Origin of the sequence: Pseudomonas sp. HLS-6 (assembly GCF_002753995.1) — a bacterium.
Lineage (GTDB): Bacteria > Pseudomonadota > Gammaproteobacteria > Pseudomonadales > Pseudomonadaceae > Aquipseudomonas > Aquipseudomonas defluvii.
Map to the genome: position 1 here is coordinate 3,749,654 of NZ_CP024478.1, position 26,514 is coordinate 3,776,167.

Consider the following 26,514-nt stretch of genomic DNA (forward strand, 5'->3'; position numbering starts at 1 on the left):
TTTATTGGCTTGAAACTCAACTCGGACTCACCGCGACACCGCACACGGCGGCTGCGCCACACTCAGTACAGATTAGGCTCCATCTCCAGTTCGACACCAAAACGCTCAAGGATATCGACCTGGATCTTCTGTGCCAGCCGATGAAGCTGTGCGCCACTGGCCTGGCCGTAATTGACCAGCACCAATGCCTGAAGTCGGTGAACACCAGCATCGCCATCACGATAGCCTTTCCAGCCGGCCAGTTCGATCAACCAGCCCGCCGCCAACTTCACCCGACCATCTGCCTGAGGGTATGCCACAAGCCCTGGATGAGCCTGACGAATATGCTCAGCCAACGCAGCAGACACCACTGGGTTCTTGAAGAAACTTCCCGCATTGCCCAATTCAGCAGGGTCCGGCAGTTTTTCCCGGCGAATGCTGCAAATCGCATCGCTGACATTCTGCGCCGTTGGCTGTTCGATACCCTGCTCGCTCAAGCGCTGACGCACTGGCCCATAGTCCAGATGCAAGTGCATGACCCGGCTCAGCGCAAAGCGCACACGCAGGATCAACCAACGCCCGGGATTACGCTTGAACAGGCTGTCACGGTAGGCAAATGCACAGTCTTCAAGGGCAAACTCATGCAGTTCACCAGTCTGACGATCCAACGCAGTCAGCCCGACAAATACATCCTTGATCTCTACGCCGTAAGCACCGATGTTCTGCATCGGCGCAGCACCGACCGTACCCGGAATAAGGCTGAGGTTTTCAAGCCCCGACAGCCCCTGCGCCAGGGTCCATTGGACAAACGCATGCCAAGGCTCACCAGCCTCGGCCTCCACGATGACCCGCTGCCCGTCATCGGCGAGAATCCGCACCCCCTTGCTGGCCATGCGCAGTACCAACGCGTCGATATTGGCCGTGAGCAACAGGTTGCTGCCGCCACCAATCACCAGCACCGGCCACTGCTGCGCAGCCGCATGGGCCAATACCTCACGCACCTCCGCATCGGTGTGCGCTTCGGCAAAATGCGCTGCACGCACATCAATACCAAAGGTGTTGTAAGGCTTGAGCGAAACACCTGATAGCACCTGTACGCTCATAAACGCCCCTTCAACTCGACAACCAGCCCCCGACAGGCGCTCTCGATCAGGTCGAGCACCCGCTCAAAGCCCTGCTCGCCACCGTAGTAAGGGTCTGGTACGTCATCGACAGCACCCTCGAAGCGCCGCAGAAACAGGTCCAGCTCTGCCTTGGCCTGCGCTGGGCGCATCGCCTGCAAGTGCCCCAGATTACTGTTATCCATCGCCAGGATCAGGTCGTAACGCTCGAAGTCGGCGACACTGACCTGCTGCGCACGCTGCTGGGACAGATCATAGCCACGCAACTGAGCCGCACGCCGGGTACGGCTGTCTGGAGGGTTGCCGACATGCCAGTCACCGGTTCCGGCCGATGCCACCTCGATCACCTCAGCCAGGCCCGCCTCCTTCAACTGATGGCGCAAAACACCCTCAGCGGTCGGCGAGCGGCAGATGTTGCCCAGGCAGACAAAAAGAACCCGCATCAAGCCTCCAGCAAGCGCCGCACGCGCTCGAGATCTTCAGGGGTATCAACCCCTACCGGCGGGGCCTCCAGGGCATCGGCCACATGGATACGCACACCGTTCCAGAGCGCCCGCAACTGCTCAAGCGACTCGGTTTTCTCCAACCAGCACGGCCCCCAGCCGACGAAGTCCTGCAGGAAACCGGCACGGTAGGCATACATGCCAATGTGTCGGCGATACGGAACACCCGGCGGAAGCTGATCGCGGCTCTGCGCAAAGGCATCACGGGCAAATGGCAACGGGGCACGACTGAAGGTCAGGGCCAGACCGTTGCAATCACTGACCACCTTGACCGCATTCGGATTGAACAAGGCCTCGACCTCGGTAATCGGTTCGGCCAGGGTAGCGATACCGGCCTCCGGGTGAGCGGCCAGGTTAGCCGCCACCTGATCGATGATCACGGGCGGAATCAGGGGCTCGTCGCCCTGCACGTTGACCACGATCGCGTCGGCAGGCAGGCCCAACTGGGTCGCCACTTCGGCCAGACGGTCGGTACCCGAGTCATGATCCTCACGGGTCATCAGCACTTCAGCGCCAAAGGCCTCACAGGCCTTGAAGATCTCGGCATCATCGGTGGCCACGACCACCCGTGCCGCGCTGCTCTTGCGCGCCTGCTCCCAGACATGCTGGATCATCGGCTTGCCGGCAATCAGCAGCAGCGGTTTGCCCGGCAGCCGGGTGGAACGCAAACGGGCCGGAATCACAACCGTGAACGCTTGACTCATTTTTCCAGGCGCTCTTCGTCGGTCAGGGTGCGCGCTTCGCTCTCCAGCATGACCGGGATACCGTCGCGAATCGGGTAGGCAAGACCGGCGCCCTTGCTGATCAGCTCGGTCTTGTCAGCGCTGAGCTTGAGCGGGCCCTTGGTGATCGGGCAAGCAAGGATATCGAGCAATTTGGTGTCCATGGAAATTCCTCAGGCCTGTGGCCGGAAAAAGAAAAGGTTCAGGGTTGCCGATGCCCGGGCAGCAAACGCGCCAGTTGGCCGTCGAACCAGCGGGCGAAGGACGGCGAAGGCACCGCATCTACAGCAAGGTACCACCAGTCGGCAGCGGCGAAGGCACGGCATTTCACCGCATCCTTTTCGGTCATCACCAGCGGCAAGGACGGCGTAAAGTTCAAGGCCTCGGCGCTATAGACCGCATGATCGGCAAAGGGATGTGGCTCTGGTCGCCAGTTTAGCCCTTGCAAGGTATTGAAGAAACGCTGCGGATTGCCGATCCCGGCCACCGCATGCACGGCCTGGCCAGGCGGAAAATGCTCGACGCCACGACGCTCGCCACTGCGAACATTGACCAGCGCGGTCGGCTCAAGCCCAAAGGCATAGCCTTCGTCACTGTCGGCCGCAGCACCATTGAACAGTACCGCATCGACCTCATGCAGGCGCTCGACCGGCTCACGCAGTGGGCCCGCCGGCAGGCAGCGACGATTGCCCAGGCCGCGTGCCGCATCGATCAGCACCAGTTCCAGATCGCGGGCCAGCCGATAATGCTGCAAACCGTCATCACTGAGGATGAGGTCCAGCGGCTCGGCAGCCAACAACGCCTGGACCGCGCGCGACCGGTCGGGATCGATCATCAGCGGCACACCGCTACGCTGGACGATCAACAACGGCTCATCGCCCGCCTGAGCAGCAGACTGGTCGGCACGCACGCGCCAGGGGAGCTGCGGCGGTGTGGCGCCATAGCCGCGGCTCACCACACCGACACGCAGCCCCTGGCGGCGGCAGTGTTCGATCAGCCAAAGAATCAGGGGGGTCTTGCCGGTACCGCCGACGGTGATATTACCCACTACCACCACCGGTACCGGGGCACGGTAACTGCTGCTCTCACCGGCCAGAAAACGCTGGCGCTTGCGCAACACCACGCGCCGGTAGAGGGCTTCCAGCGGCCGCAACAAGGCAAGGGCCGGATGCCCGGCATACCAGGCCTTGAGCAATCGATCGGCAAAGGCCATCAAGGATTCCCCGGCGCCGCCTCGACCGTGGTCATGCGCAACTGGCTGAAGCCCAGCTTGCCCGCCGCATCCATCGCGGTGACCACCGCCTGATGCGGCGTCTTGCCATCAGCGCTGATCGACAACGGCAGGCGGGTGTCCCCACCCGACTCTTTTTGCAAGGCATCGATCAGCGTCGCCAGATCACTCTTGGGCAGCAGGTTATTGTTCAGCGAGTACACGCCCTCAGCACTGATGGTGATTTCCAGCTGCTTGAGCTCCGACTCCGGGGCCGGCGTACCACTGACCGCCTCCGGCAACTCGACGCGCAACTGGGTTTCACGCGTGAAGGTGGTGGTGACCACAAAGAACAGCAGGAGGATGAACACCACATCGATGAGTGAGGCCAGGTTGATGTCCACGGTCTCCCGTGGCTTGCGCCGGAATTTCACGCCCTGCCCTCGGCCAGATCAACATCACGGTCGCCCTGAACCACTTCGACCAGCTTGATTGCTTCTTGCTCCATACCCACTACCAGTTCGTCGATACGTCGCTGCAGGAAGCGGTGGAAAAAGACCGCAGGGATACCCACCATCAGGCCGGCCGCCGTGGTGATCAACGCCTTGGAAATACCGCCCGCCAGCACCGAGGCGTTGGCCGACATGCCCGTGCCCATGAACGAGCTGAAGATATCGATCATGCCCAACACCGTTCCCAGCAAGCCGAGCAGTGGTGCCATGGCCGCAATGGTGCCCAGTGCATTGATGTAGCGCTCCAGCTCGTGAATGACCCGGGCAGCGGCTTCCTCAATGCACTCTTTCATGATTTCGCGACCGTGCCGCGAGTTCGCAAGGCCCGCGGCGAGGATCTCGCCCAGTGGTGAATCGGCGCGCAAGGCCTTGAGCTTTTCGCTATTGAGTTGCTTGTCCTGAATCCAGCGCCAGACCTGACCCAGCAGGTGTGGCGGGGTGACGCGGCTGGCGCGCAGGGTCCACAGGCGCTCGGCGACGATCGCCATGGCGGCGATGGAACTCAGAATGATCGGCAGCATCATCCAACCGCCAGACTTGACCAATTCCCACACAGTAACGACCCCCTCGAAAAAGTCCGCCACTTTACCATAGGGCTCCCACCGCCCGCAGGTCGTCATGTCGGCTAACGCCAGAAGCGCCGCTGGCTGCGTATCCCTTCAGGCTCGTCAAAACGTCCCAAGCGCAGCGACAGCGCACCTTCCACTGCGCTGTCGTAGGGCGTGATACCCAACATCGCAAAACGCGCCATCACCTCGGGATGAGGATGGCCGAAGGCGTTGTAACGCCCGCGCGAAATGAAGACCCCCTTGGGTGCCAACGCCTCAAGAAAAGCCAGGCTGGAAGCGCTGCGGCTACCATGATGGGGCGCCTGCAGCCAGTCGACGTGGGGCGCTGTCGCGGCCTGGAGCCAGGCGCGCTCACCGTCCGCATCGATGTCCCCGGTGAGCAGCAAACGCTCACCCGACGCCTCGACCCACAACACGCATGAGCCTTGATTGCTGTCGGCGGCATCGTGCCATTGCCATACAGAAAAGCGTACGCCATCCCACTCCCAGTGTTCACCGGCAACACAGGGCTGCGCCTGCAAGGCCTGGGGCAACCTCTGCACCTCACCGGCCAGCACCCGCGCAACCGGTAAACCACGCTTCACCGCCAGCGCGCCTCCGGCGTGGTCGGCATCGGCATGACTGAGCAACATCAGGTCGAGCGTACTCACCCCCAGCTTAAGGAGCGTAGGCAGTACGATGCGCTCCCCCAGATCGACCTCCCCCATGGCCGGCCCCGCGTCATACAACAGGGTGTGGTGACGGGTACGCAGAATGAAGGCCTGCCCCTGCCCTACATCCAGTTGCCAGACGTCCAACTGCCCCTCTGGCACCTCATCACGCGGGGCAAACGCCGCCAGCAGCACGGCAGGCCAACCCAATACCCGCATCGGCAGCCCTTTGGGCAACAACACCAGGAACACCCCAAGGCAAACCAGCAGCCATGCCCATAACGGCAAGGCAGCCGGCACCCAGGCCGGCTGCCAGTCGGCGACCTGCCCGAGCACACGAAACAGCACATCGAGCAAACCACCTGCCAGCCACAGCAGGCTTGTACCGAGAACCGGCACACCCAGCAGTAACGTCCCTGCCAGGGCGACGGGCAACACCAGCACACTGATCCAGGGCACCGCCAGCAGATTGACCAGCGGCGCACTGAGGCTCACGGGCAACCCAAGCACCAGCAAGAATGGCAGCAACCCCAAGGCGATCATCCATTGCGCCCGGGTCCATGCCTGCCAGACACGCCAGGTGCCCAGCCGCCCGCTAAAGGTGAAGATCAAGATCGCGACAGCACCAAAGGACAACCAGAACCCCGGCTGCAGGCTGGCCAGCGGTTCAATCAGCAATACCGCATTGAGCGCCAGCAGCCACGGCAGCGTTACCCCCAGATGACGAAAACGCAGACGCCAGAGCAACACCACCGCCAACATGATGCAGGCTCGACGCACTGGCACCTGAAACCCGGCGAGCAGGCCGTACCCCAGTGCAGCGGCAAGTGCCAGCAAGCAGGCCGCGGGCAACCAGGGCAGCGCACGCGGCCAGAGCCCGAAACGTGCCAGCCCCGCCACCACGGCATAGACCAACCCGGCCAGCAACCCAATGTGCTGCCCTGAGATCACCAACAGGTGTACCGTGCCGGTTGCCTGCAGCGCCTGCCAGGCCACTGCCATCGCCTAACACCAGGGCAGCCAGTACCCCTTCGCGCCCTTGGGCATCGACCGCCATCAGCCGTTGTCGAATCGCGTCGCGCCAGGCCATGCTCGCGGGCGCCAAGCGCTCACCGTCCTTGACACTGCCGGTCGCGCCGATACGACGGGCCAGCAGGGTCATTTCCTGATCGGCCGCATGAGGGTTGAGCAGGCCCGCCGGACGCTTGAGGCTGACGGCAAGGCGCCAGCGCTCTCCGCTGTTAACAGGCGGCCCGCCATACCAGCTCAGACGCAAGCGCTGAGGCAGCTGGGCGCGGCGTGAGGTGACCTCTGCAAGTTCAAAGCGCACCGACTGCGCCGTGTGTTCAGGCAAGCCAACCACTCGCCCCTCCACCCACAGCGTGCGGCCGTCCAGCTCTGGCGACAGGCGATCATCCAGCGCGCCTTGCGCCGATACACAGGCCCAGCAAAAACCCAGCAGGAAACACCCCAAGGGATAGGCCCGCGACGGCAGACAGCACAGCCCAAGCAGTATCAGCGCAACCCACACCCCGACCGAAGGCAGTGCAGGAAGCCAACGCAGGCATAACAGCCCGAGTGCAAGCGCAATCATCCCTGTGCGCATGATCTGAAGCTCCTGAAAAAGAATCACTCCAGAGGCTTAGATCAGCGACGGCATATGCTTGCTTATTAATTGTCACAAAGTCTGAATTGGAGGCTTTTAGAATCCGTGCATACTGGCGGATCAAGAACGCCGAGAACCCACATGCCGCGTCGACTTTTCAAACGCTACATGCCCGATCCGACCAGCATTCGGGAACACAAATCCTTACGCTTTCTCGGGCGACTGCTGCACGACCCCAACCTCTGGCACCTGAATCGCCATTCAGTGGCACGCGCCATGGCCGTCGGCCTGTTCGCCGCATTCATACCGATCCCGATGCAAATGTTACTGGCCGCCAGCCTGGCGATACTGGCGCGGGGCAACATGCCGATTTCCGTCAGCCTGGTCTGGCTGACCAACCCGATTACCATGCCGCCGGTGTTCTTCTGCACCTATCAGATGGGCGCCTGGCTGATGCAGATACCTCCCCGCACCCTGCCCGACGAGCTGACCTGGGAATGGATCACCGATCAGCTCTCGACACTGTGGCAACCCTTCCTGCTGGGCTCAGTGGTCTGCGGCCTGCTGCTGGGTGGGCTGGCCTACTGCCTGACCATGCTCTATTGGCGCTGGTGGGTGGGCAGGCAGTGGCGCCAGCGCAAGGAAAAATCAGCTGCGCATTCCTCGACCACTGACCAGTAGCCGCACGCAGCCGACGTACAGCACGGCGGTCGCGACCAGCATGAAGCTGATGGCCACGCCAATGCGAATATCGGACACGCCCAGGATGCCGTAGCGGAACGAGTTGACCATGTGCAGCACGGGGTTAGCCAACGATACCGTTTGCCAGAACGGCGGCAGCAGGTTGATCGAGTAGAAAACGCCCCCCAGGTAGGTCAACGGGGTCAGCACGAATGTCGGGATAATCGAGATATCGTCGAAATTACGTGCAAACACTGCGTTGATGAAGCCCAACAGCGAGAAGATCGTTGCCGTCAGCAACACCACCAACACCGTTACGCCCAGATGGTGCACCTGCAGTTGGGTAAAGAACAGTGACAACAGGGTCACGATGACCCCTACCGCCAACCCGCGCAACACGCCACCCAGGGTGTAGCCAATAAGGATGGTGTGTGGCGACACTGGCGAGACCATCAGTTCCTCGATGGAGCGCTGGAACTTGCTGCCAAAGAAACTGGAAACCACGTTGCCATAAGAGTTGGTGATCACCGACATCATGATCAGGCCCGGCACGATGTATTCCATATAGGTGAAGCCACCCATATCACCGATCTGCCGACCGATCAGGTTACCGAAGATCACGAAATACAAGACCATGGTGATCGCCGGCGGCAGCAGGGTCTGCGGCCAGATCCGGGTAAAACGGCGCACTTCGCGGTAGACGATAGTGTTGAGGGCGACCAGATTGCCGCGCAGCTCCGAACTCATACCGCCACCTTCGCCAGATTCTTCTCCACCAGGGACACAAACAGCTCCTCAAGACGGTTGGTTTTGTTACGCAGGCTTTGCACCTCGATGTTCTGCAGGGCCAATTGGCCGAACAGCGCGGTGATGCCCATGGCCTTGTCCACCTGGACTTCCAGGGTGTGCGGGCTGATCAGTCGGCACGGGTAGCCGGCCAACTGCGGGGCCTGGGGCAACTCCTGCTTCAGGTCGAGCAGGAAGGTCTCCACATGCAACGAACCGAGCAGTTTGCGCATACTGGTGTTTTCGACAATGGTGCCGTGATCAATGATGCCGATGTTGCGGCACAGTTGCTCAGCCTCTTCGAGGTAATGCGTCGTCAGGATGATGGTGATGCCCTGCTCGTTCAGCTCAGTCAGGAAACTCCACATCGAACGCCGCAACTCGATGTCCACACCAGCGGTTGGCTCATCGAGGATCAGCAAGCGCGGCTCATGAACCAGCGCCCGGGCAATCATCAGGCGGCGCTTCATGCCACCGGACAACGAACGCGATGGCACATTGCGCTTGTCCCACAGCCCCAGTTGGGTCAAATACTGTTCGGCACGCGCCTTGGCCACCTTCGACGGAATGCCGTAGTAACCCGCCTGGGTCACGACGATGTCGAACGTCTTCTCGAACTGGTTGAAGTTGAACTCCTGGGGCACCACGCCGAGGCAGCGCTTGAGCGCGGCAGGTTCGCGGTCCAGGTCATGGCCAAAGACCTTCACGGTACCGCTGGTCTTGTTCACCAGCGTGGAGAGGATGCCGATGGTGGTGGATTTGCCGGCGCCGTTGGGGCCGAGCAAGGCAAAAAAGTCACCTTCGGCGACATCCAGGTCAATGCCCTTGAGGGCCTGGAAGCCGTTGCCGTAGGTCTTGGTTAGCTGCCTTATGGACAGAGCAGAACTCATAACGGGTCTATGCACCAGTGTGGAAGGGTTTAAGAACAACAGGCTGAGTGGCCATGGTGAGGGGCGCGGCCACACAAGTACAGTCACGTGTATCGATAATAACTATCAGAATAAGCGCTGCAATCAGGTCAGCGCCGTCATCACGGCAACCTGATAGGCCGGGCGCTCCTTCAGCCGTTCATACCAGGCACGCAGGTGACGCATCTCCGGACGCTCAATGGGCATCTCGAACCAGGCATAGGCGAAACAGCCCAGCGGCACATCGCCAACGCCGAGTGCATCACCGCTGAGGTAAGGTTGCCGCGCCAGCGCCTGATCGGCAATTGACAAGACCTGGGCGCAGGTCTTGTGCGCTGCGTTGATGGCGACCCAATCACGCTGTTCTGCCGGTGTCCGCAGCATGCCCCAAAACAATGGGCGAAACGGCGTAGCCAAGGAGGAGGTTACCCAGTCCATCCATTTTTCCGCCTCGGCCCGCTGCCGAACATCACTCGGGTACCAGCTCGAATCCGGCGCATGACGTGCCGCCAGATAGCGCACGATGGTGTTGGACTCCCACAGCACCAGGCCGTCCTCTTCGATCAGTGGCACCAGCCCATTCGGATTCTTCGCCAGGTATTCCGGCTCTTGCACCACCCCGAAAGCACCGCCAGCGTCAATCGACTGGTAGTCCAGGCCCAGCTCCTCTGCACACCACAGTACCTTCCTGACATTGGTCGAGTTCTTTCGGCCCCAAATCTTGAGCATGACAAATCCTTAAGCCATTTGTGGTGCCCTCAGTCTAACCCAGTCGTTTGCTCAGGTAATCGTTCGACACACTCACTACTGAACACCTGCCCAGCGCCACGGTCAGTGATCTGAGGCGGCCGTTTGGGCGATGCCGTCTACGCTGTCAGGGACGACCCGTTGCCCTGACGTTTCACGGAGGAAGACCTATGTTGCTGTTGTGGTTCGTAGTTCTCGTAGTCGGTTCAGCCTACTTGATGCATCGCCGCATCGCTGTACTGCCGATTCTGGGCATCGTTGCTGCCTACTTGCTGGCAATGGGCCTGTTCAGCAGCGCCCCCACGTGGTTGATGACCCTGCTCTGGTTGATGCTGATCATCAAGTCATGCATTTTTGTGCTGCCAGAATTGCGCCGTAAATGGTTCAGCGCCCCCTTGTTTGCCTGGTTCCAGCGCACGCTCCCCCCCCTGTCACAAACCGAGCGCGACGCAATCGATGCCGGTACGGTGTGGTGGGATGGCGAGCTGTTCAGCGGTCGCCCGAACTGGAACACCCTGCTGGCGTACCCAAAAGCACAATTGAGCGAAGAGGAACAGGCCTTCATCGACGGCCCGACCGAACAGCTCTGCGCCATGGTCAGCGACTGGCAGATCAGCCAGGATCTCGACCTGCCCCCTGAGGCCTGGGCCTTTATCAAGGAACAGGGCTTCTTTGCCCTGATCATTCCCAAAGCATATGGCGGCAAGGGGTTCTCGGCCTATGCCCACTCACAGGTCGCCATGAAACTGGCGACCCGCAGCGGCGATCTGGCCTCCACCGTGATGGTTCCCAACTCGCTGGGCCCTGCCGAGCTGCTGCTGCACTATGGCACCGAAGCACAACGCAACCATTACCTGCCTCGCCTGGCACGCGGCGATGAAATCCCCTGCTTTGCCCTGACAGGGCCACTGGCCGGCTCCGATGCCGGGTCGATGCCCGACACCGGCATCGTCTGCAAGGGCCAATGGCAAGGCCAGGAAGTACTCGGCCTGCGCCTAAACTGGGAAAAGCGCTACATCACCCTTGGCCCGGTAGCCACCCTGCTGGGCCTGGCCTTCAAAGCCTACGACCCTGAACACCTGCTGGGCGACATAGACGATCTCGGCATCAGCCTGGCGCTGATTCCTACCGACACGCCCGGTGTCGAGATCGGCAAACGTCATCTACCACTCGGTGCCGCCTTCATGAACGGCCCCAACAGCGGCAAGGATGTGTTCATATCGCTGGATTACCTCATCGGCGGCCAAGCCATGTTGGGCAAAGGCTGGATGATGCTGATGAACTGCCTCTCGGTGGGCCGCTCCATCTCACTGCCAGCTGTGGGTACAGGCGCTGCCAAGTACACCAGCCTGGTGACCGGCCAATACGCGCGAATTCGTGAGCAGTTCAACGTGCCGCTGGCCGCCTTCGAAGGCATCCAGGAATCCCTTGCGCGCATCGCCGGCAACGCCTGGTTGATGGACAGCGCTCGCATACTGACGGCCAAGGCGGTCGATCTCGGGGAAAAACCGTCGGTCCTCTCTGCCATTCTCAAGTACCACCTGACCGAGCGCGGCCGCGAATGCATCCAGCACGCCATGGACGTTCATGGCGGCAAGGGCATCATCATGGGGCCGAACAATTACCTGGGGCGCAATTGGCAAGGTGCGCCAATCTTCATCACCGTCGAAGGCGCCAATATCCTTTCGCGCAACCTGATGATCTTTGGTCAGGGGGCCATCCGCTGCCACCCCTTTGTACTCAAGGAAATGGCCTTGGCCGGGCGCGAGGACCACGATCAGGCACTCAAGGAGTTCGACGCCCTTGTGCTGCGCCACATCAGTTTTGCCATGGGCAATGCCGCCAGCACCCTGATACTCGGCCTTGGCCTGGGGCATTTCGAGAAAGCGCCGGGCGACGCCCTCAGCCAAGGCTATTTCCGCGCCCTGAATCGCCAGGCTGCCGCCTTTGCCTTGCTGGCAGACCTGTGCATGATGCTGCTGGGAGGCAGCTTGAAACGGCGCGAACGACTTTCGGCTCGCCTGGGTGATGTGCTCAGCCACCTGTACCTGAGCTCGGCAGCACTGAAGCACTATTACGACCAGGCGTCACCCGATCACTTGCAACCGTTGCTGCGCTGGGCCATGGAAGAAAACCTCGGCCAATCTGAAAAAGCCCTGGACCGCTTGCTCGACAACTTCCCCAATCGCTTTCTCGGCTGCGCGCTGCGGCTGCTGGTGTTTCCGTTTGGGCGCCGCCATACCGGCCCAAGCGATGAACTGGACGCTGAAGTCGCGGCGCTGATCGGTCGAGCGCAAGGCGACCCGGCACTGGAGGCGCTGCTGTCCGGCTGCTACCGGCCAGAGAACGCCGAAGACCCGGTTGGCGCCTTGCACCATGCCAGCCAACAACTCGTCGCCAGTGAACCATTGCAGCACACCCTGCACCAGGCCCTGAAAAGCGGTCAGGTAGTGCCCGCGCCCGGGCAGTCCCCCATTGACGCAGCCTTGCAGGCTGGTGTTCTTCAGGCCAGCGAAGCACTCACCCTGCACGCTGCAGAACGGGCGCGACGCCGGGTCATTGACGTGGACGCCTTCGACAAGGATGCACTGCTACCGGTCGCCGGCAAGGTGCGCTAAAGGCAATCGAACCGGGACATCGGGCGCCGGGGGCCGTATACTCCCGCGCCCGTTTTGCTCAAGAGGATCGCCAGCATGGCCAACGCGCATCTGGATTACCATCTCAACCTGCTCAACCACCTGCGCACCATTCTGGTTGCACTGGGCGAGGCCGAACAGGTACCGGAAGAGAGCCATGCCCTGTTCCTCGAACGCTTCGACGAACTGCTGACGCAACTTCCACAAGACCCACTGGAAAGCCAATACCTGGGCCAGGACCTGATGTGCCAGGTCATTCAGCGTTACCCACAGATTGCCCACCTGGTGCCACGCGACCTGCTGTGGTTCTTCGGTGGCGATTGCCTGCATTTCATGCCAGACGACGAGCTGGACCTGTATCAGGCACTGGAAGAGCGCCGCTATGAAGCGGAGCAGAATGACGAGCCATTCGACTGGAACCAGGAAAAACAGCTGCTGAGCATGTCGAACGACGACAGCAAGCACTAAGACAACGCAAAGGTGAAGGCAGGGCTCTTCAAGGGCGCTGCCTGAACACCGCTCAAGGCCACTGACACAACGACCAGCGCAGCAAAGCCAGAGCAGCAAACCGCACAGGCCTGATCCAGGGGCGGTAAATACCGTGCATGGGCTTTTCAAAGGCAAAAAAAAACGCCGTTCAATCGAACGGCGTTTTCTTTGAATTGGAGCGGGAAACGAGACTCGAACTCGCGACCCCGACCTTGGCAAGGTCGTGCTCTACCAACTGAGCTATTCCCGCAAAATGGCGTCCCCTAGGGGACTCGAACCCCTGTTACCGCCGTGAAAGGGCGGTGTCCTAGGCCACTAGACGAAGGGGACGCTGCCCAAAACATGCAACGCATGTTTCAGTGACCAGATCAGAATCTTAGACCCTAACCTGGATTTTCTTACCAGCCCTGCCCTTGAGCAAGACCGTTAAACTGGAGCGGGAAACGAGACTCGAACTCGCGACCCCGACCTTGGCAAGGTCGTGCTCTACCAACTGAGCTATTCCCGCATTGGCGTCCCCTAGGGGACTCGAACCCCTGTTACCGCCGTGAAAGGGCGGTGTCCTAGGCCACTAGACGAAGGGGACACACTACAACTTTTCGCTCCCTGCTGCGTTTCGCTGTGTGCTTTACGCTGCAAGTGGCGCGCATTCTAGGGGTGCTTTGAAGAGTCGTCAACCCCCAGATACAAATTTATTTAAATCAATGACTTCCCCCTGCTTTCCAGCCCGCTCAAGGCTCGGCAGGATCAGCCGACACAGGGGAAGGCACTGCGCCTTTACTGATGAGCGACGACCCTCGAACAGGTCTATCCGGTTAAAAGCTAAGCCACTACACTCAAACGGTAAATAACCCTGCATGAGGCGTTAACGGTGACACCACTTCTGATCACCCTGCTTATAGTGGCCGGGATCGCACTATTGATCGTGATCGGCTACCTGAACAATGTAGTCGAGAACAACAAGCTGGAGCGGGCCCGACTGAAAGTCGAGCTGGCCGAACGCCTGCGCCGTTGTGGCGAAATCACAGAAACCTTTCCTGGCCAGTTGATGACCCCGGCCTTGAAGCTGCTGCTGACCCGCCTGGAACTCAACCTGAACCTGCGCCAACTGGCGCTGGACAAGCACAACAGTGAGATCAAGGCGCGCATCGCCGAACTGGAAGGATTGATTGCCAAAGGTGAGGCCTTGCCGGTAAACAATCCGCCAGGGCCGATCCAGACCGAAGCCCGCGCCAAGGATGTGCGCTTTCTACTTGAAGGCTTGCACAATCAAGTGACCCGTGCAGCCCAGGAAGGTTTCCTGCCGACCAACGAAGCCAAGTACTGGGTCAAGGAAGTCCGTCATATTCTGGTGCTGCTGCATATCGAGTTCTTCAACAACCTGGGCCAACAGGCCTTGCAGCAGAACCAACCGGGCCATGCCCGCCTGGCCTTCGAGCGCGGCGTGCAATACCTGCGAAAGCAGCCGGAACCTGCTGTCTACCAGGAGCAGCTCGCTTATATGGAGAAGCTGCTGGCGCGCGCCAATGCACAGGTGCTGAGTACGCTTGAACCTGCCGAAGACGAGGTCAACGAACTCACCGAGGGCTTGAAGTCCGACACCACTGAAGACTGGAAGAAGAAAGTCATCTACGACTGAAACAGGAAACACCCCCTGCAACGGCATCAGGGGGTGTCAGTGAGAACACAACGCCTGCAATGTTGGCAAGCCCCGCTTCCATACCGTGTGCAACACCCTGGAAGCAGACTTGCCCGTGAGCAGCGTGCTGCCTACATCACCAGGGAGCAGTCCGTTGAGCGCAGGAATATCTCGGCAAGGCGCTCCAGCCCGGCCTGATCCTCAACCGTAAACCGCGCAAGCTTCGGGCTGTCCAGGTCCAGCACCCCAATCAAGCACCCGTCCTTGACCAGCGGGATCACCAGTTCGCTGTTCGAGGCGCTGTCGCAGGCAATGTGCCCTGGAAACGCATGCACATCTTCAACCCGCTGGGTCTGCCGAGTAGCGGCAGCGGCACCGCACACCCCACGGCCAAACGGAATCCGCACACAGGCAACCTGCCCCTGGAACGGCCCCAACACCAACTCTTCGTTACGATTAAGGTAGAAGCCCGCCCAGTTCAGGTCATCGACCTGACTATAGAGAAAGGCCGAGAACTGAGCAGCGTTGGCAATAAAGTCGCGCTCGTCAGCCAGCAAGGCTTCCAGTTGCGCAGCCAGCAGACCATAGCCAGACAAGCCAGCACCGGTTGCATTCAAATCAATCATGTTTCTGCTCCAGCAATTTAAGTCCTACCCAGTAACGGGCGAACTGATAAGCACAACGGCCATTACGATTGCCACGCCCCGTGGCCCAGCGAATCGCAGCCTTTTCCAGTGTTTCATCACGCACCCAGACCAGGTCCGAGGCTTGCGCCAGCTGACTGATCCAGTGCTCGACCACATCCAGAAAGTGTTCCTGAGTGAAGGGATAGAACGACAGCCACAGGCCAAAACGGTCAGACAGGGCGATCTTGTCCTCCACTGCCTCGTTGGGGTGAAGCTCACCGTCGATCATTTTCCAGTTTTCATTGTCGCTCTGCTTCTCTGGCACGAGGTGCCGACGGTTGGACGTGGCGTACAACAGCACATTGTCCGGCGCCTGCTCCAACGAACCATCCAGCACACTTTTGAGCACGCGATAGTCGCTCTCCCCGGCCTCGAACGAGAGGTCGTCACAGAACAACACAAAGCGCTGAGGCAGTTTGTGCAACTGCTCAACCACCCGCGGCAAATCAGCCAAGTGGTCACGCTCGATTTCGATCAACCGCAAACCTGCCGTCGCATACTCCGCCAGCAACGCACGCACCAACGACGATTTACCCGTACCACGCGATCCCCACAGCAGCGCATGATTGGCCGGCATGCCATCGAGAAACTGACGGGTATTGCGCCTTAACTGCTCACGCTGCTGATCGATGCCGATCAGGTCGGACAAACGCATGTCCAGGCTCACGTCCAGCGGCAGCAGGAAGCCACTGCGCCCTTCACGCTGCCAACGGGCAGCCAGGCAATGTCCCCAGTCAATGGCCGGGCGTGGCGCAGGCAAAAGAGGTTCCAACCGCGCCAATACAGCTTCAGCGCGCTCAAGAAAAGCATTCACACGAGAGTCCACATCAATTCCTCAAGACAGATTCAGGCAAATGGGCAAGCGGAATATGCAACAGGACGTGCCAGGAGCCGGGGCTGATCGGCTATGCTTGCGCAGCGCACGGAATGTGAAACTGGCTCGGAACCCATGGATATCAAGTTCACCAATCGCCTGTCCTATAAGCAAGCCAGGCTGACAGTCCTGGCAGGCTTCGTCCTGGGTACCTTGCTCAGTCTTCTCCAGATCGGCATCGATTATGCCAGTGAAGACGCCTCCATCAACCGCGAGATGCGTGCACTCCTGGAAATCAGTCACAACCCGGCCTCCCGAATTGCCTACAACATCGACTCGGAGCTCGCCCAGGAACTGGCTCAGGGCCTGCTGCAGTCGCCCGCGATCATCCAGGTACGCCTGATCGACAACAACGACACCGTATTGGCTGATGTCCAGCGCCCACGCCTGGAAAGCCGCTACCGGGTGCTCAGCGATTTTCTGTTCGGCGAACATCGTGAATTCCAGGAACGCCTGCAGCTCAGCCACATGCCGGATGAGTACCTCGGCACGCTGTTTCTGGAAGTCGATACCTTCGCCTTCGGCAGCCGCTTCCTGAAACGTGCGGAAGTCACCCTGCTCAGCGGCTTTGTACGCAGCCTGGTGCTGACATGCATTCTGCTGACCCTGTTTTACTTCATGCTGACCAAACCGCTGGTTCGGGTAATCCGTGCGCTGAGCAACAGTGACTCACGCAACCCCAACCAAAACAAGCTCTCCTTCCCGCCAGGCCATGAACAGGATGAGATTGGGGTATTGGTAAAAGTCGCCAACCAGCAATTCGTCAGCATGGCGACCGAGATCCAACAACGGCGCAATGCCGAAAATCGCCTGACTGACTACCTGAGCGAACTGGAAAACATCGTCTCGGCACGCACCAATGAACTGCGGGCCAGCAACGCAAGCCTCAGCCGTTCCAATGAAGAACTCGAAGTCGCCCGACGCCGCGCCCTGGACATGGCGCAGGCTCGAGCAGCCTTCCTGGCCAACATGAGCCACGAAATCCGCACACCGCTGAACGGTTTGCTGGGCATGATCGCACTTTCACTGGACAGCCCACTGAATGCCGAACAGCGCCAGCAACTGTCGATTGCCCACGACTCGGGCAAAGTACTGGTGGAACTGCTCAACGATATTCTGGACCTCTCCAAGTTCGATGCCGGACAGCTGGAGCTGGAACGAATCCCGTTCGACCTCGGCACACTGGTGGAGGACACCGCCAGCCTGCTTTCGCAGAATGCCGCCCCCAGCGTCGAGCTCACCTGCCTGATCGATCCGAAATTTCCAGCCCTGGTGCTTGGCGACCCGACTCGGGTCAGGCAGATCGTCAGCAACCTGCTGTCCAACGCCCTGAAATTCACCCGCTTTGGGCGCGTGGACGTACGCCTGCGCAGCGAATCTGGCGGCGTACGCCTGGATGTCTGCGATACGGGCATTGGTATTCCCTACGATGCACAAGTCAGGATATTTCAACCCTTCACCCAGGCCGGGGCTGGCATCACACGCCAGTATGGTGGCACCGGCCTGGGCCTGACCCTGACCAATAATCTCTGCGAGGCCATGCAAGGCCGCCTCAGCATCAGTTCCGAAGCAGGTTTTGGCAGCCAGTTCAGTGCCGAGTTACCGTTGCCAGCCCACACGCTGGCAATCGCACCAGCACCGTTACAAGGACGGATTGCTGCCATCAGCACTGCAGACAGCGGCCTGGATGAACTGCTGGCGACACTGTTGCCTGCCTGGGGCCTTGATTATCGGCGGCACGACAACCTCGACACGCTGCCCGAACAGCAACCTGATCTGCTGATCACCGACAACCTGAGCGGGCTGTTCGACCTACGCCCCACCGTCAAAGCACCGATCCTGCTGATCACGGCATACGGTAACTTCCTGTCCAGCGAACACGCCGCACAACTGGCGCCCTTGCAACAACAAGCACGCCCCCTCACCCGCAGCGCCCTGTACCAGTCATTGCAACGCGCCCTGCACGGCTCAGACAGCCCCACCTCGCCACCCCAGCAGGGCAGCCCGAACAGCGAGCGTCGAGCACACATCCTGCTGGTCGAGGACAACCCGGTTAACCAACTGGTCGCGAAAGGCATGCTGGCCAAGCTCGGCTGCGACGTCAGTGTCGCCAAGCAAGGCGTGGAGGCTCTGGAACAGCTTGAGCGAAACGACTTCGACCTGGTGCTGATGGACTGCAACATGCCGGTGATGGATGGCTACGAGGCCAGCCGGAGGATCCGCCAGAGCGGACGCTGGCCAACGCTGCCGATTATCGCCCTGACCGCCAACGCCATGCCCGAGGAACGTGAGCGCTGCCGCGCGGCGGGCATGAACGACTACCTGGCCAAACCGTTTCGCCGCGAGGAGCTGCTCACCCTGATCAATCAGTGGGTGCCCCTGTAACACGCCGCATACTGCCGACAGTGCTCACTTGAGCAGCGACTCGATCTGCTCCACCAAGGCCTCCGGCTTGGTACTGGGCGCAAAACGACTGACCCGGCCCGTTGCCGGGTCGAAGAGGAACTTGGTGAAGTTCCACTTGATCGCCTGAGACCCCAGCAACCCCGGGGCCCGCTTTTTCAGCTCAACGAACAAGGGATGAGCCGCAGGCCCGTTGACATCGACCTTGGCAAACAGCGGAAAGCTGACGCCGAAGTTCAACTCACAGAAACCTGCAATGGCCCGTTCATCACCCGGCTCCTGCTTACCGAACTGGTTGCAGGGAAATGCCAGCACCACCAGGCCTCGCTCACGGTAACGCTGCCAGAGCTGCTCAAGGCCCTTGTACTGCCCGGTGAACCCGCATTCGCTGGCGGTATTGACAAGCAACACCGCCTTGGCCGGGAAGTCCACCAGGGTTTTCTGCTCACCCTTGATCGTGGTGCAAGGGATGCTCAACAGTGCGTCAGCCATGACCGACTCTCCTTGAATAGTCCACAGGTCAGGTTCGAGGAACCAGGTCCAGGCACACCGAATTGATGCAATAACGCAGGCCTGTCGGCGGCGGGCCATCGGGAAACACATGCCCAAGGTGGGCATCGCAGACCGCGCACGTCACCTCGGTACGGATCATGCCGTGCGAGGTATCACGGATTTCGATCATCGCGCTGTCGGCAATCGGCTCGTAAAAGCTGGGCCAGCCGCAGCCCGAATCGAATTTTGCCCGAGAGTCGAACAACGGCGCGCTGCAGCAGATGCAATGGTAGACACCATCAGTCCTGGTTGAGTTGTACTTGCCACTGAACGGCCGCTCGGTGCCCTTCAGACGACAGACCTGGTACTGCTCCGGGTCAAGCATTGCACGCCATTCGTCGAGGGTTTTGTCGATCTTGTCCATGGGGAAACCTCTGTAACGGAAAAAGCCCGCGTCGTGTCTTTTCGGCAACGCGGGTGGCACGTATTATTGCGCCTCATCAGACGCCAGTCTGGCACCCGCGTTACACGCATTTCAAACGTTTTCACAGCGCAATGCGCGGCGATCTTTTCTAATCGGGATCACATCATGCAGGTCAGCAAATCGAACAAGCTCGCCAATGTCTGCTATGACATTCGCGGCCCGGTGCTCAAGCACGCCAAACGCCTGGAAGAGGAAGGCCACCGCATCCTCAAGCTGAACATCGGCAACCCGGCGCCCTTTGGTTTCGAGGCACCGGAGGAAATTCTCCAGGATGTGATCCGCAACCTGCCGACTGCACAAGGCTACAGCGACTCCAAAGGCCTGTTCAGTGCGCGCAAGGCCGTGATGCAGTACTACCAGCAGAAACAGGTAGAAGGTGTCGGTATCGAAGACATCTACCTGGGCAACGGCGTGTCCGAACTGATCGTGATGTCGATGCAGGCACTGCTCAACAACGGTGACGAAGTCCTGATCCCGGCACCGGACTACCCACTGTGGACCGCCGCAGTCAGCCTGGCGGGTGGCAAACCGGTTCACTACCTGTGCGACGAACAGGCCGACTGGTTCCCAGACCTGGACGACATCAAGGCCAAGATCACACCAAACACCAAGGCCATGGTGATCATCAACCCGAACAACCCGACCGGCGCGGTGTATTCCCGCGAACTGCTGCTGGGTATGCTCGAGCTGGCGCGCCAGCACAACCTGGTGGTGTTCTCCGACGAAATCTACGACAAGATTCTCTATGACGAAGCCGTGCACATCAGCACCGCCTCGTTGGCACCCGACCTGCTCTGCCTGACCTTCAACGGCCTGTCCAAGTCCTACCGGGTTGCTGGCTTCCGTTCCGGCTGGCTGGCCATCTCCGGGCCCAAGCTGCATGCCCAGAGCTACATCGAAGGCATCGACATGCTGGCCAACATGCGCCTGTGTGCCAACGTGCCGAGCCAGCACGCCATTCAGACCGCACTGGGCGGCTACCAGAGCATCAACGACCTGGTACTGCCACAGGGCCGTCTGCTCGAGCAACGCAATCGCACTTGGGAACTGCTCAACGACATCCCCGGCGTCAGCTGCGTGAAGCCGATGGGTGCACTCTATGCGTTCCCGAAAATCGATCCGAAAGTCTGCCCGATCTTCAACGACGAGAAGTTTGTTCTCGACCTGCTGCTCTCCGAGAAGCTGCTGATCGTCCAGGGCACTGCGTTCAACTGGCCATGGCCGGACCACTTCCGTGTCGTGACACTGCCACGTGTGGATGACCTGGAACAGGCAATCGGTCGTATCGGCAATTTCCTCAAGACGTACAAGCAGTAACGCACCGCGAAACCAGCCTGCGCCGCCCCTGGCGCAGGTCTCACACCTAATAAGGTTTTTTCCTACAGCCATTACAGCGTTGGCGCGCGAAAAAATCCGGTGCCTGCCACGCGGGTAAGTACACAGTTTGAAATAGTCCCCCGGTTGAATCAGCGGGGCGGGCACCTTATATACCCGCATACGCTACATTTTTATCCGTCAGGAGAACGTAACAACCATGATGCGCATCTTGCTGTTTGTGGCCACCAACCTCGCGGTTGTGCTGATTGCCAGCATTACCCTGAGTCTGTTTGGCTTCAACGGGTTCATGGCAGCCAACGGGGTTGACCTCAACCTCAATCAACTGCTGATTTTCTGTGCTGTGTTCGGCTTCGCCGGCTCGCTGTTCTCGCTGTTCATCTCCAAGTGGATGGCGAAGATGAGCACCGGCACGCAGATCATCAGCCAGCCGCGCACGCGTCACGAGCAATGGCTGCTCCAGACTGTTGAAGAGCTCTCCCGCGAAGCCGGTATCAAGATGCCGGAAGTGGGTATTTTCCCTGCCTACGAGGCCAACGCCTTCGCGACCGGCTGGAACCGCAATGACGCCCTGGTAGCGGTCAGCCAAGGCCTGCTGGAACGCTTCTCACCCGACGAAGTACGCGCAGTGCTGGCCCACGAGATCGGCCACGTTGCCAACGGCGACATGGTTACCCTCGCGCTCATCCAGGGCGTGGTCAACACCTTCGTGATGTTCTTTGCCCGCATCATCGGTAACTTTGTCGACAAGGTGATCTTCAAGAACGAAGAAGGCCAGGGTATTGCCTACTACGTTGCGACCATCGTCGCCGAACTGGTACTGGGCATTCTCGCCAGCATGATCGTCATGTGGTTCTCGCGTAAACGCGAATACCGCGCTGACGAAGCCGGTGCCCGCCTCGCCGGCACCAACGCCATGATTGGCGCCCTGCAGCGCCTGCGTTCGGAACAGGGCGTACCGGTGCACATGCCTGACACCCTGAATGCCTTCGGCATCAATGGCGGCCTCAAGCATGGCCTGGCTGGCCTGCTGATGAGCCACCCACCGTTGGAAGACCGTATCGACGCCCTGCGCCGTCACGGCTGACCGTTACGCAATAGACAAAAGGGCGACTCAGGTCGCCCTTTTTTTGTGTGCAGAACGCTGCATTTCCTGTGGGATGCAGGCGTGCCTGTGATGGCGTCAGTGGGGTGCCTGTGAGTGCGCGGCGTCTGCATCGCGGGCAAGCCCGGCTCCTACAGCTGGCGCAGGCCCTGTTGGAGCTGGCTTGCCTGCGATGGCGTCAGTGGGGTGCCTGTGAGTTCGCGGCGTTTGCATCGCGGGCAAGCCCGGCTCCTACAGGTTGCATTAGCAGGCTTGCCTGCGATGGCGTCGGTGGGGTGCCTGTGAGTGCGCGGCGTCTGCATCGCGGGCAAGCCCGGCTCCTACAGGTTACGCGGGCTCTGTTGGAGCTGGCGTGCCTGTGATGGCGTCGGTGGGGTGCCTGTGAGTGCGCGGCGCCTGCATCGCGGGCAAGCCCGGCTCCTACAGCTGGCGCGAGCTCTGTTGGAGCTGGCTTGCCTGCGATGGCGTCGGTGGGGTGCCTGTGAGTTCGCGGCGCCTGCATCGCGGGCAAGCCCGGCTCCTACAGGCTGCGCGGGCTCTGTTGGAGCTGGCTTGCCTGCGATGGCGTCGGTGGGGTGTCAGTGAGTTCGCGGTGGCTGCATCGCGGGCAAGCCCGGCTCCTACAGGCTGCGCGGGTTCTGTTGGAGCTGGCTTGCCTGCGATGGCGTCGGTGGGGTCTCAGCGGGTTCGCGGCGGCTGCATCGCGGGCAAGCCCGGCTCCTACAGGTTACGCGGGCTCTGTTGGAGCTGGCTTGCCTGCGATGGCGTCGGTGGGGTGCCTGTGAGTTCGCGGCGTCTGCATCGCGGGCAAGCCCGGCTCCTACAGGTTGCGCGTGCTCTGTTGGAGCAGGCTTGCCTGTGATGGCGTCGGTGGGGTGCCTGTGAGTGCGCGGCGTCTGCATCGCGGGCAAGCCCGGCTCCTACAGCCTGCGATGGCGTCAGCGGGGTGTCTGGCCTGTGGTCAGCGTTCGAGCCGATACACATGCTCCAACAAGCCCGCGCTTCCCGCTGCCTGGAACTTTGGGCTCTCCGCGAGAATGTCCCGCGTCTCTTCAAAGGTAATCTGCCACCCTGCGTACAGGGCACGGACTTCTGCCTCAAGTACGGCAAAGGGCGGCCCGTCGATCGTTGATTGATCGTAGTCCAGTGTGATCAACAGCCCCTTGGCGTGTGCCGCCAGCAACGCTTGCAGGTGGCTGGCATAGCGCTGGCGCATCGGTGCGGGCAAGGCAATCAGGGCTGCACGGTCATACAGGGCCGAGCAATCGCCAACATCTTCGGCGGTCAGGGCAAAGATATCGCCACACCAGAGCTCAAGCCCCTCGCACTGGTAGACCTTGAAAGCGCCACGTCGAGATACCTGCGGATGCAACTGATGCTCGCTGAAAAACGCCTCTACCGCACGCTCGGACAACTCAATACCCTGCACCCGCAACCCTTGCCCGGCCAACCAGAACAGATCAAGACTCTTGCCACACAAGGGCACCAGCACCTTGTCGCCTGCCATCAAGCCGAGGCTGGGCCAGTGTCGCTGCAGGTAAGGATTGACCTGATCCAGGTGAAAACCGATCTGATTACGCGCCCAGCGGTCATGCCAAAATTCCGGCTGCATGAATGGCTCCAAAATTTCGATCAAATGATACGAAAACTTATATTAGATTTAGATAAATGAACTGACAGAAGATAACCCCATCTTAACCTCAGGACCTCTTCCATGCTGCCCAGTCTGTTTATTTCCCACGGTTCGCCCATGCTCGCCCTGGAACCCGGCGAGAGCGGCCCTGCCCTCGCACGACTGGCAGAAGCACTGCCTCGACCCAAAGCCATCATCGTGGTCTCTGCGCACTGGGAGAGCCAGGCGTTGTGCGTGAGCAGCCACCCAAGCCCGAAAACCTGGCATGACTTTGGTGGCTTTCCACCGGCACTCTTTGCCGTTCAGTACCCCGCCCCCGGCGCACCAGCACTGGCAGCCCAGATTGTCGAGCAGCTCAAGAGCGCCGGCCTGACGGCTTCGCTCGACCCACAGCGCCCATTCGACCATGGCGCCTGGGTACCGCTGTCACTGATGTATCCACAGGCCGACATTCCGGTCGTAGAAGTGTCCCTGCCCAGCCACCTGGGCCCACAGTTACAGGAACGGGTTGGTAATGCCCTGGCTGCGCTGCGCCAGGAAAACATCCTGCTGATTGGCTCCGGCAGCATCACCCACAATCTGCGCGAGCTATCCTGGCACGCAGGCCCGGACAGCGTAGAACCCTGGGCACTGGCATTCCGCGACTGGATGGTGGAAAAGCTCGAAGCCGGTGACGATGCCGCGCTGCTGGACTATCGCCGCCAGGCACCGTTTGCGGTGCGCAACCACCCGAGCGATGAACACTTGCTGCCGCTGTACTTCGCTCGCGGCGCAGGCGAGCATTTCAGCATTGTTCACCAAGGCTTCACCCTGGGTGCATTGGGAATGGACATTTACCGCTTCGACTGAGCCATTCACCCAGCCGACAGGCAAAAAAAATCCCCGAACCAGTCGGGGATTTTTTTATGACGCGCGGATCAATCTTCGCGGTAGCGACGCAGCTTCAGCTGCTTGCCGGCAACGCGAGTGTCCTTGAGCTTGGTCAGCAGACGCTCAAGACCGTCTTCTGGCAGCTCAACCAGGCTGAAGCTGTCACGCACCTGGATGCGACCGATTGCTTCACGTGCCAGGCCACCCTCGTTGAGGATAGCGCCGAGCAGGTTCTTGGCAGCGATACCATCACGCGCACCCAGCGCGGTACGGCAACGAGCGCGACCTTCGCCCAGCGGCATTGGCGCACGACGCTCACGATCACTGCGCTCTGGACGATCACCCGCAGTACGCTCACGCGGAGTGTAGGTCGGCACCAGTGGCTGCTCACGCTCAACCGCTTCCAGGGTCAGCGCCTGACCGTTGGTTGCTTTGCGCAGCAGGGCAGCAGCCAGGGCACGTGGGCTGCAACCGATGTCGGCGGTCAGGCGGTCCAGCAGGTCGCCATGAGTCGACTCAGCGTCGGCTACCAGCGGCGCCAGGCTGTTGGTCAGCTTCTTGATACGCGCATCCAGAACAGCCTGGCCGTTCGGCAGGCGAACTTCGGCAACTTTCTGGCCCGTTACACGCTCGATAACCTGCAGCATGCGACGCTCACGCGGGGTGACCAGCAGCAGTGCACGGCCTTCACGACCTGCACGGCCAGTACGGCCAATACGGTGAACGTAAGACTCAGGATCGTACGGCATGTCAACGTTGAACACGTGAGTGATGCGCGGTACGTCCAGACCACGAGCAGCAACGTCGGTCGCGACGACGATGTCCAGACGGCCATCCTTGAGCGAGTCGATGACGCGCTCACGCTGGTTCTGGGCGATGTCGCCGTTCAGTGCTGCAGCCTTGTAGCCTTTGGCTTCCAGGGCGCTGGCCAGGTCCAGGGTCGCTTGCTTGGTACGTACGAAGGCGATCAGCGCATCGAACTCTTCAACTTCCAGCAAACGCAGGACAGCGGCTACTTTCTGGTCCGCGTGGACCATCAGGTGAGCCTGCTCGATGGCCGTTACGGTCTGGGTCTTGCTCTGGATCTTGACGTGCTTCGGATCGCGCAGGTGGCGCTCGGCGATGGCACGGATAGAAGCAGGCAAGGTCGCCGAGAACAGTACGGTCTGACGGCTTTCCGGCATGGCCTTGAAGATGACTTCCAGGTCGTCCATGAAGCCCAGCTTGAGCATTTCGTCGGCTTCGTCGAGCACCAGGTGATTGACGGTCGCCAGGACTTTCTCATCACGACGCAGGTGGTCGCAGAGACGGCCCGGGGTAGCAACGACGATTTGCGCGCCGTTACGGATTGCTTTCAATTGTGGGCCCATTGGGGCACCACCGTACACGGCCACCACGGTTACGCCCGGCATTTGCTTGGCGTAGGTTTCAAAGGCGGTGGCTACTTGCAGCGCCAACTCACGGGTTGGCGCCAGGATCAGGGCTTGCGGCTCGCGCTTGCTCGGGTCGATGCGATTCAGGATTGGCAGTGCGAAGGCAGCGGTTTTACCGGTACCTGTCTGCGCCTGGCCGATCATGTCATGACCGGCGAGAATAATCGGGATCGATTGTTGCTGAATGGCGGATGGCTCTTCGTAGCCGGTAGCCAATACAGCAGCAACAATGCTCGGATGAAGGTCGAGAGCGGCGAAGCCGCCGGTTTCCTGGGTCATGGGTCTGCCTCTAAGTGCATCCGCAAAGACCCATGCTCCAAAGCTGCGCATGCCTTGTAAGACCCACGGGTCACCCTGGCAGCTTTGTCGGCGGGGATTTGCGAAAACGATTGAAGAAAAAGGAACGTCAAGGAGAGTCCGCTGTGCGGACGCGCAGCCGAA

The 26,514-nt window shown here is 60.5% G+C and carries 23 protein-coding genes, 4 tRNA genes and 2 pseudogenes; 8 read left to right on the top strand and 21 right to left on the bottom strand.

The window, feature by feature from the left end:
* Positions 1-62: 62 nt before the first annotated feature.
* From murB to CS390_RS17555, 8 genes and pseudogenes are all read right to left on the bottom strand, one after another.
* On the bottom strand, positions 63-1,082 hold the full coding sequence (murB, locus tag CS390_RS17520) for a UDP-N-acetylmuramate dehydrogenase (protein ID WP_099775459.1): 1,020 nt from the start codon (positions 1,080-1,082) through the stop codon (positions 63-65).
* A complete protein-coding gene (locus tag CS390_RS17525) occupies positions 1,079-1,543 on the bottom strand; it encodes a low molecular weight protein-tyrosine-phosphatase (RefSeq protein ID WP_099775460.1) in 465 nt (154 codons plus the stop codon). Before CS390_RS17525 ends, murB begins: the two co-directional genes overlap by 4 nt.
* On the bottom strand, positions 1,543-2,307 hold the full coding sequence (kdsB, locus tag CS390_RS17530; RefSeq protein ID WP_099775461.1) for a 3-deoxy-manno-octulosonate cytidylyltransferase: 765 nt from the start codon (positions 2,305-2,307) through the stop codon (positions 1,543-1,545). Before kdsB ends, CS390_RS17525 begins: the two co-directional genes overlap by 1 nt.
* Entirely contained in the window at positions 2,304-2,489 is a 186-nt protein-coding gene (locus tag CS390_RS17535) for a Trm112 family protein (RefSeq protein ID WP_065761464.1), read from the bottom strand. The genes kdsB and CS390_RS17535 overlap by 4 nt, the downstream gene beginning before the upstream one ends.
* A gap of 38 nt (positions 2,490-2,527) precedes the next feature.
* Positions 2,528-3,538, bottom strand: a complete 1,011-nt coding sequence (lpxK, locus tag CS390_RS17540; protein ID WP_099775462.1) for a tetraacyldisaccharide 4'-kinase — start codon at positions 3,536-3,538, stop codon at positions 2,528-2,530.
* Positions 3,538-3,969 (bottom strand): biopolymer transporter ExbD, encoded by a 432-nt coding sequence (locus CS390_RS17545; RefSeq protein WP_065761466.1) that lies wholly within the window; start codon positions 3,967-3,969, stop codon positions 3,538-3,540. The genes lpxK and CS390_RS17545 overlap by 1 nt, the downstream gene beginning before the upstream one ends.
* The gene (locus CS390_RS17550; RefSeq protein ID WP_177442416.1) at positions 3,966-4,601 is read right to left on the bottom strand and encodes a MotA/TolQ/ExbB proton channel family protein; all 636 of its coding nucleotides are present in this window, start codon (positions 4,599-4,601) and stop codon (positions 3,966-3,968) included. The genes CS390_RS17545 and CS390_RS17550 overlap by 4 nt, the downstream gene beginning before the upstream one ends.
* Positions 4,602-4,672: 71 nt before the next feature.
* Positions 4,673-6,872: pseudogene (locus tag CS390_RS17555) on the bottom strand (DNA internalization-related competence protein ComEC/Rec2).
* A 141-nt stretch (positions 6,873-7,013) separates the two neighbouring features.
* Here CS390_RS17555 and CS390_RS17560 point away from each other — a divergent pair.
* Positions 7,014-7,553 (top strand): DUF2062 domain-containing protein, encoded by a 540-nt coding sequence (locus CS390_RS17560; protein ID WP_099775463.1) that lies wholly within the window; start codon positions 7,014-7,016, stop codon positions 7,551-7,553.
* Here CS390_RS17560 and CS390_RS17565 read toward each other — a convergent pair.
* The 3 genes from CS390_RS17565 to CS390_RS17575 all read right to left on the bottom strand — a co-directional run bounded on the left by CS390_RS17565 (position 7,521) and on the right by CS390_RS17575 (position 9,976).
* Positions 7,521-8,300, bottom strand: a complete 780-nt coding sequence (locus tag CS390_RS17565; protein ID WP_099775464.1) for an ABC transporter permease — start codon at positions 8,298-8,300, stop codon at positions 7,521-7,523. The genes CS390_RS17560 and CS390_RS17565 overlap by 33 nt on opposite strands.
* Positions 8,297-9,229, bottom strand: coding sequence for an ABC transporter ATP-binding protein (locus CS390_RS17570; protein ID WP_065761470.1), 933 nt, complete (start codon positions 9,227-9,229; stop codon positions 8,297-8,299). The genes CS390_RS17565 and CS390_RS17570 overlap by 4 nt, the downstream gene beginning before the upstream one ends.
* A gap of 123 nt (positions 9,230-9,352) precedes the next feature.
* Positions 9,353-9,976, bottom strand: a complete 624-nt coding sequence (locus CS390_RS17575; RefSeq protein ID WP_099775465.1) for a glutathione S-transferase family protein — start codon at positions 9,974-9,976, stop codon at positions 9,353-9,355.
* A gap of 188 nt (positions 9,977-10,164) precedes the next feature.
* Here CS390_RS17575 and CS390_RS17580 point away from each other — a divergent pair, with 188 nt between their 5' ends.
* Together CS390_RS17580 and CS390_RS17585 are read left to right on the top strand one after the other, a co-directional pair.
* A complete protein-coding gene (locus tag CS390_RS17580) occupies positions 10,165-12,612 on the top strand; it encodes an acyl-CoA dehydrogenase (protein ID WP_099775466.1) in 2,448 nt (815 codons plus the stop codon).
* Between the two features lie 75 nt (positions 12,613-12,687).
* Positions 12,688-13,098: a PA2817 family protein gene (locus CS390_RS17585; RefSeq protein WP_065761473.1), complete on the top strand. Its 411-nt coding sequence runs from the start codon at positions 12,688-12,690 to the stop codon at positions 13,096-13,098.
* Positions 13,099-13,293: 195 nt separating this feature from the next.
* Here CS390_RS17585 and CS390_RS17590 read toward each other — a convergent pair.
* From CS390_RS17590 to CS390_RS17605, 4 genes are all read right to left on the bottom strand, one after another.
* Positions 13,294-13,369: transfer RNA gene (locus tag CS390_RS17590), tRNA-Gly, on the bottom strand.
* A 4-nt stretch (positions 13,370-13,373) separates the two neighbouring features.
* Positions 13,374-13,449: transfer RNA gene (locus CS390_RS17595), tRNA-Glu, on the bottom strand.
* A gap of 102 nt (positions 13,450-13,551) precedes the next feature.
* A tRNA-Gly gene (locus CS390_RS17600) sits at positions 13,552-13,627 on the bottom strand.
* A gap of 2 nt (positions 13,628-13,629) precedes the next feature.
* Positions 13,630-13,705, bottom strand: a tRNA-Glu gene (locus CS390_RS17605).
* Positions 13,706-13,990: 285 nt separating this feature from the next.
* On the opposite strand from CS390_RS17605, the gene CS390_RS17610 reads away from it, so the two are divergent.
* Positions 13,991-14,758, top strand: coding sequence for a hypothetical protein (locus tag CS390_RS17610; protein ID WP_065760462.1), 768 nt, complete (start codon positions 13,991-13,993; stop codon positions 14,756-14,758).
* A gap of 131 nt (positions 14,759-14,889) precedes the next feature.
* Here the strand turns inward: CS390_RS17610 and CS390_RS17615 are convergent, their stop codons facing one another.
* The gene (locus tag CS390_RS17615; protein ID WP_065760463.1) at positions 14,890-15,384 is read right to left on the bottom strand and encodes a GAF domain-containing protein; all 495 of its coding nucleotides are present in this window, start codon (positions 15,382-15,384) and stop codon (positions 14,890-14,892) included.
* Positions 15,377-16,270, bottom strand: coding sequence for an ATP-binding protein (locus CS390_RS17620; RefSeq protein WP_099775467.1), 894 nt, complete (start codon positions 16,268-16,270; stop codon positions 15,377-15,379). The genes CS390_RS17615 and CS390_RS17620 overlap by 8 nt, the downstream gene beginning before the upstream one ends.
* Before the next feature lie 81 nt (positions 16,271-16,351).
* Between CS390_RS17620 and CS390_RS17625 the strand changes: the two genes are divergently transcribed.
* Positions 16,352-18,703: a response regulator gene (locus CS390_RS17625; RefSeq protein WP_099775468.1), complete on the top strand. Its 2,352-nt coding sequence runs from the start codon at positions 16,352-16,354 to the stop codon at positions 18,701-18,703.
* Between the two features lie 24 nt (positions 18,704-18,727).
* Here the strand turns inward: CS390_RS17625 and CS390_RS17630 are convergent, their stop codons facing one another.
* Together CS390_RS17630 and msrB are read right to left on the bottom strand one after the other, a co-directional pair.
* Positions 18,728-19,213: a glutathione peroxidase gene (locus CS390_RS17630; RefSeq protein WP_065760466.1), complete on the bottom strand. Its 486-nt coding sequence runs from the start codon at positions 19,211-19,213 to the stop codon at positions 18,728-18,730.
* 28 nt (positions 19,214-19,241) lie between these two features.
* Complete coding sequence (gene msrB / locus CS390_RS17635) at positions 19,242-19,637, bottom strand: peptide-methionine (R)-S-oxide reductase MsrB (RefSeq protein WP_099775469.1); 396 nt, start codon at positions 19,635-19,637, stop codon at positions 19,242-19,244.
* Between the two features lie 165 nt (positions 19,638-19,802).
* On the opposite strand from msrB, the gene CS390_RS17640 reads away from it, so the two are divergent.
* The gene (locus CS390_RS17640; protein ID WP_065760468.1) at positions 19,803-21,014 is read left to right on the top strand and encodes a pyridoxal phosphate-dependent aminotransferase; all 1,212 of its coding nucleotides are present in this window, start codon (positions 19,803-19,805) and stop codon (positions 21,012-21,014) included.
* Between the two features lie 217 nt (positions 21,015-21,231).
* On the top strand, positions 21,232-22,119 hold the full coding sequence (htpX, locus tag CS390_RS17645; RefSeq protein ID WP_065760469.1) for a protease HtpX: 888 nt from the start codon (positions 21,232-21,234) through the stop codon (positions 22,117-22,119).
* A 979-nt stretch (positions 22,120-23,098) separates the two neighbouring features.
* Here the strand turns inward: htpX and CS390_RS17650 are convergent.
* Entirely contained in the window at positions 23,099-23,749 is a 651-nt protein-coding gene (locus tag CS390_RS17650) for a thiopurine S-methyltransferase (RefSeq protein ID WP_099775470.1), read from the bottom strand.
* A 102-nt stretch (positions 23,750-23,851) separates the two neighbouring features.
* Here CS390_RS17650 and CS390_RS17655 point away from each other — a divergent pair, with 102 nt between their 5' ends.
* Positions 23,852-24,619: a class III extradiol ring-cleavage dioxygenase gene (locus CS390_RS17655; protein WP_065760471.1), complete on the top strand. Its 768-nt coding sequence runs from the start codon at positions 23,852-23,854 to the stop codon at positions 24,617-24,619.
* A gap of 68 nt (positions 24,620-24,687) precedes the next feature.
* On the opposite strand, the pseudogene CS390_RS17660 reads toward CS390_RS17655, so the two are convergent.
* Positions 24,688-26,386, bottom strand: a pseudogene (locus CS390_RS17660) (DEAD/DEAH box helicase).
* Positions 26,387-26,514 lie beyond the last annotated feature (128 nt).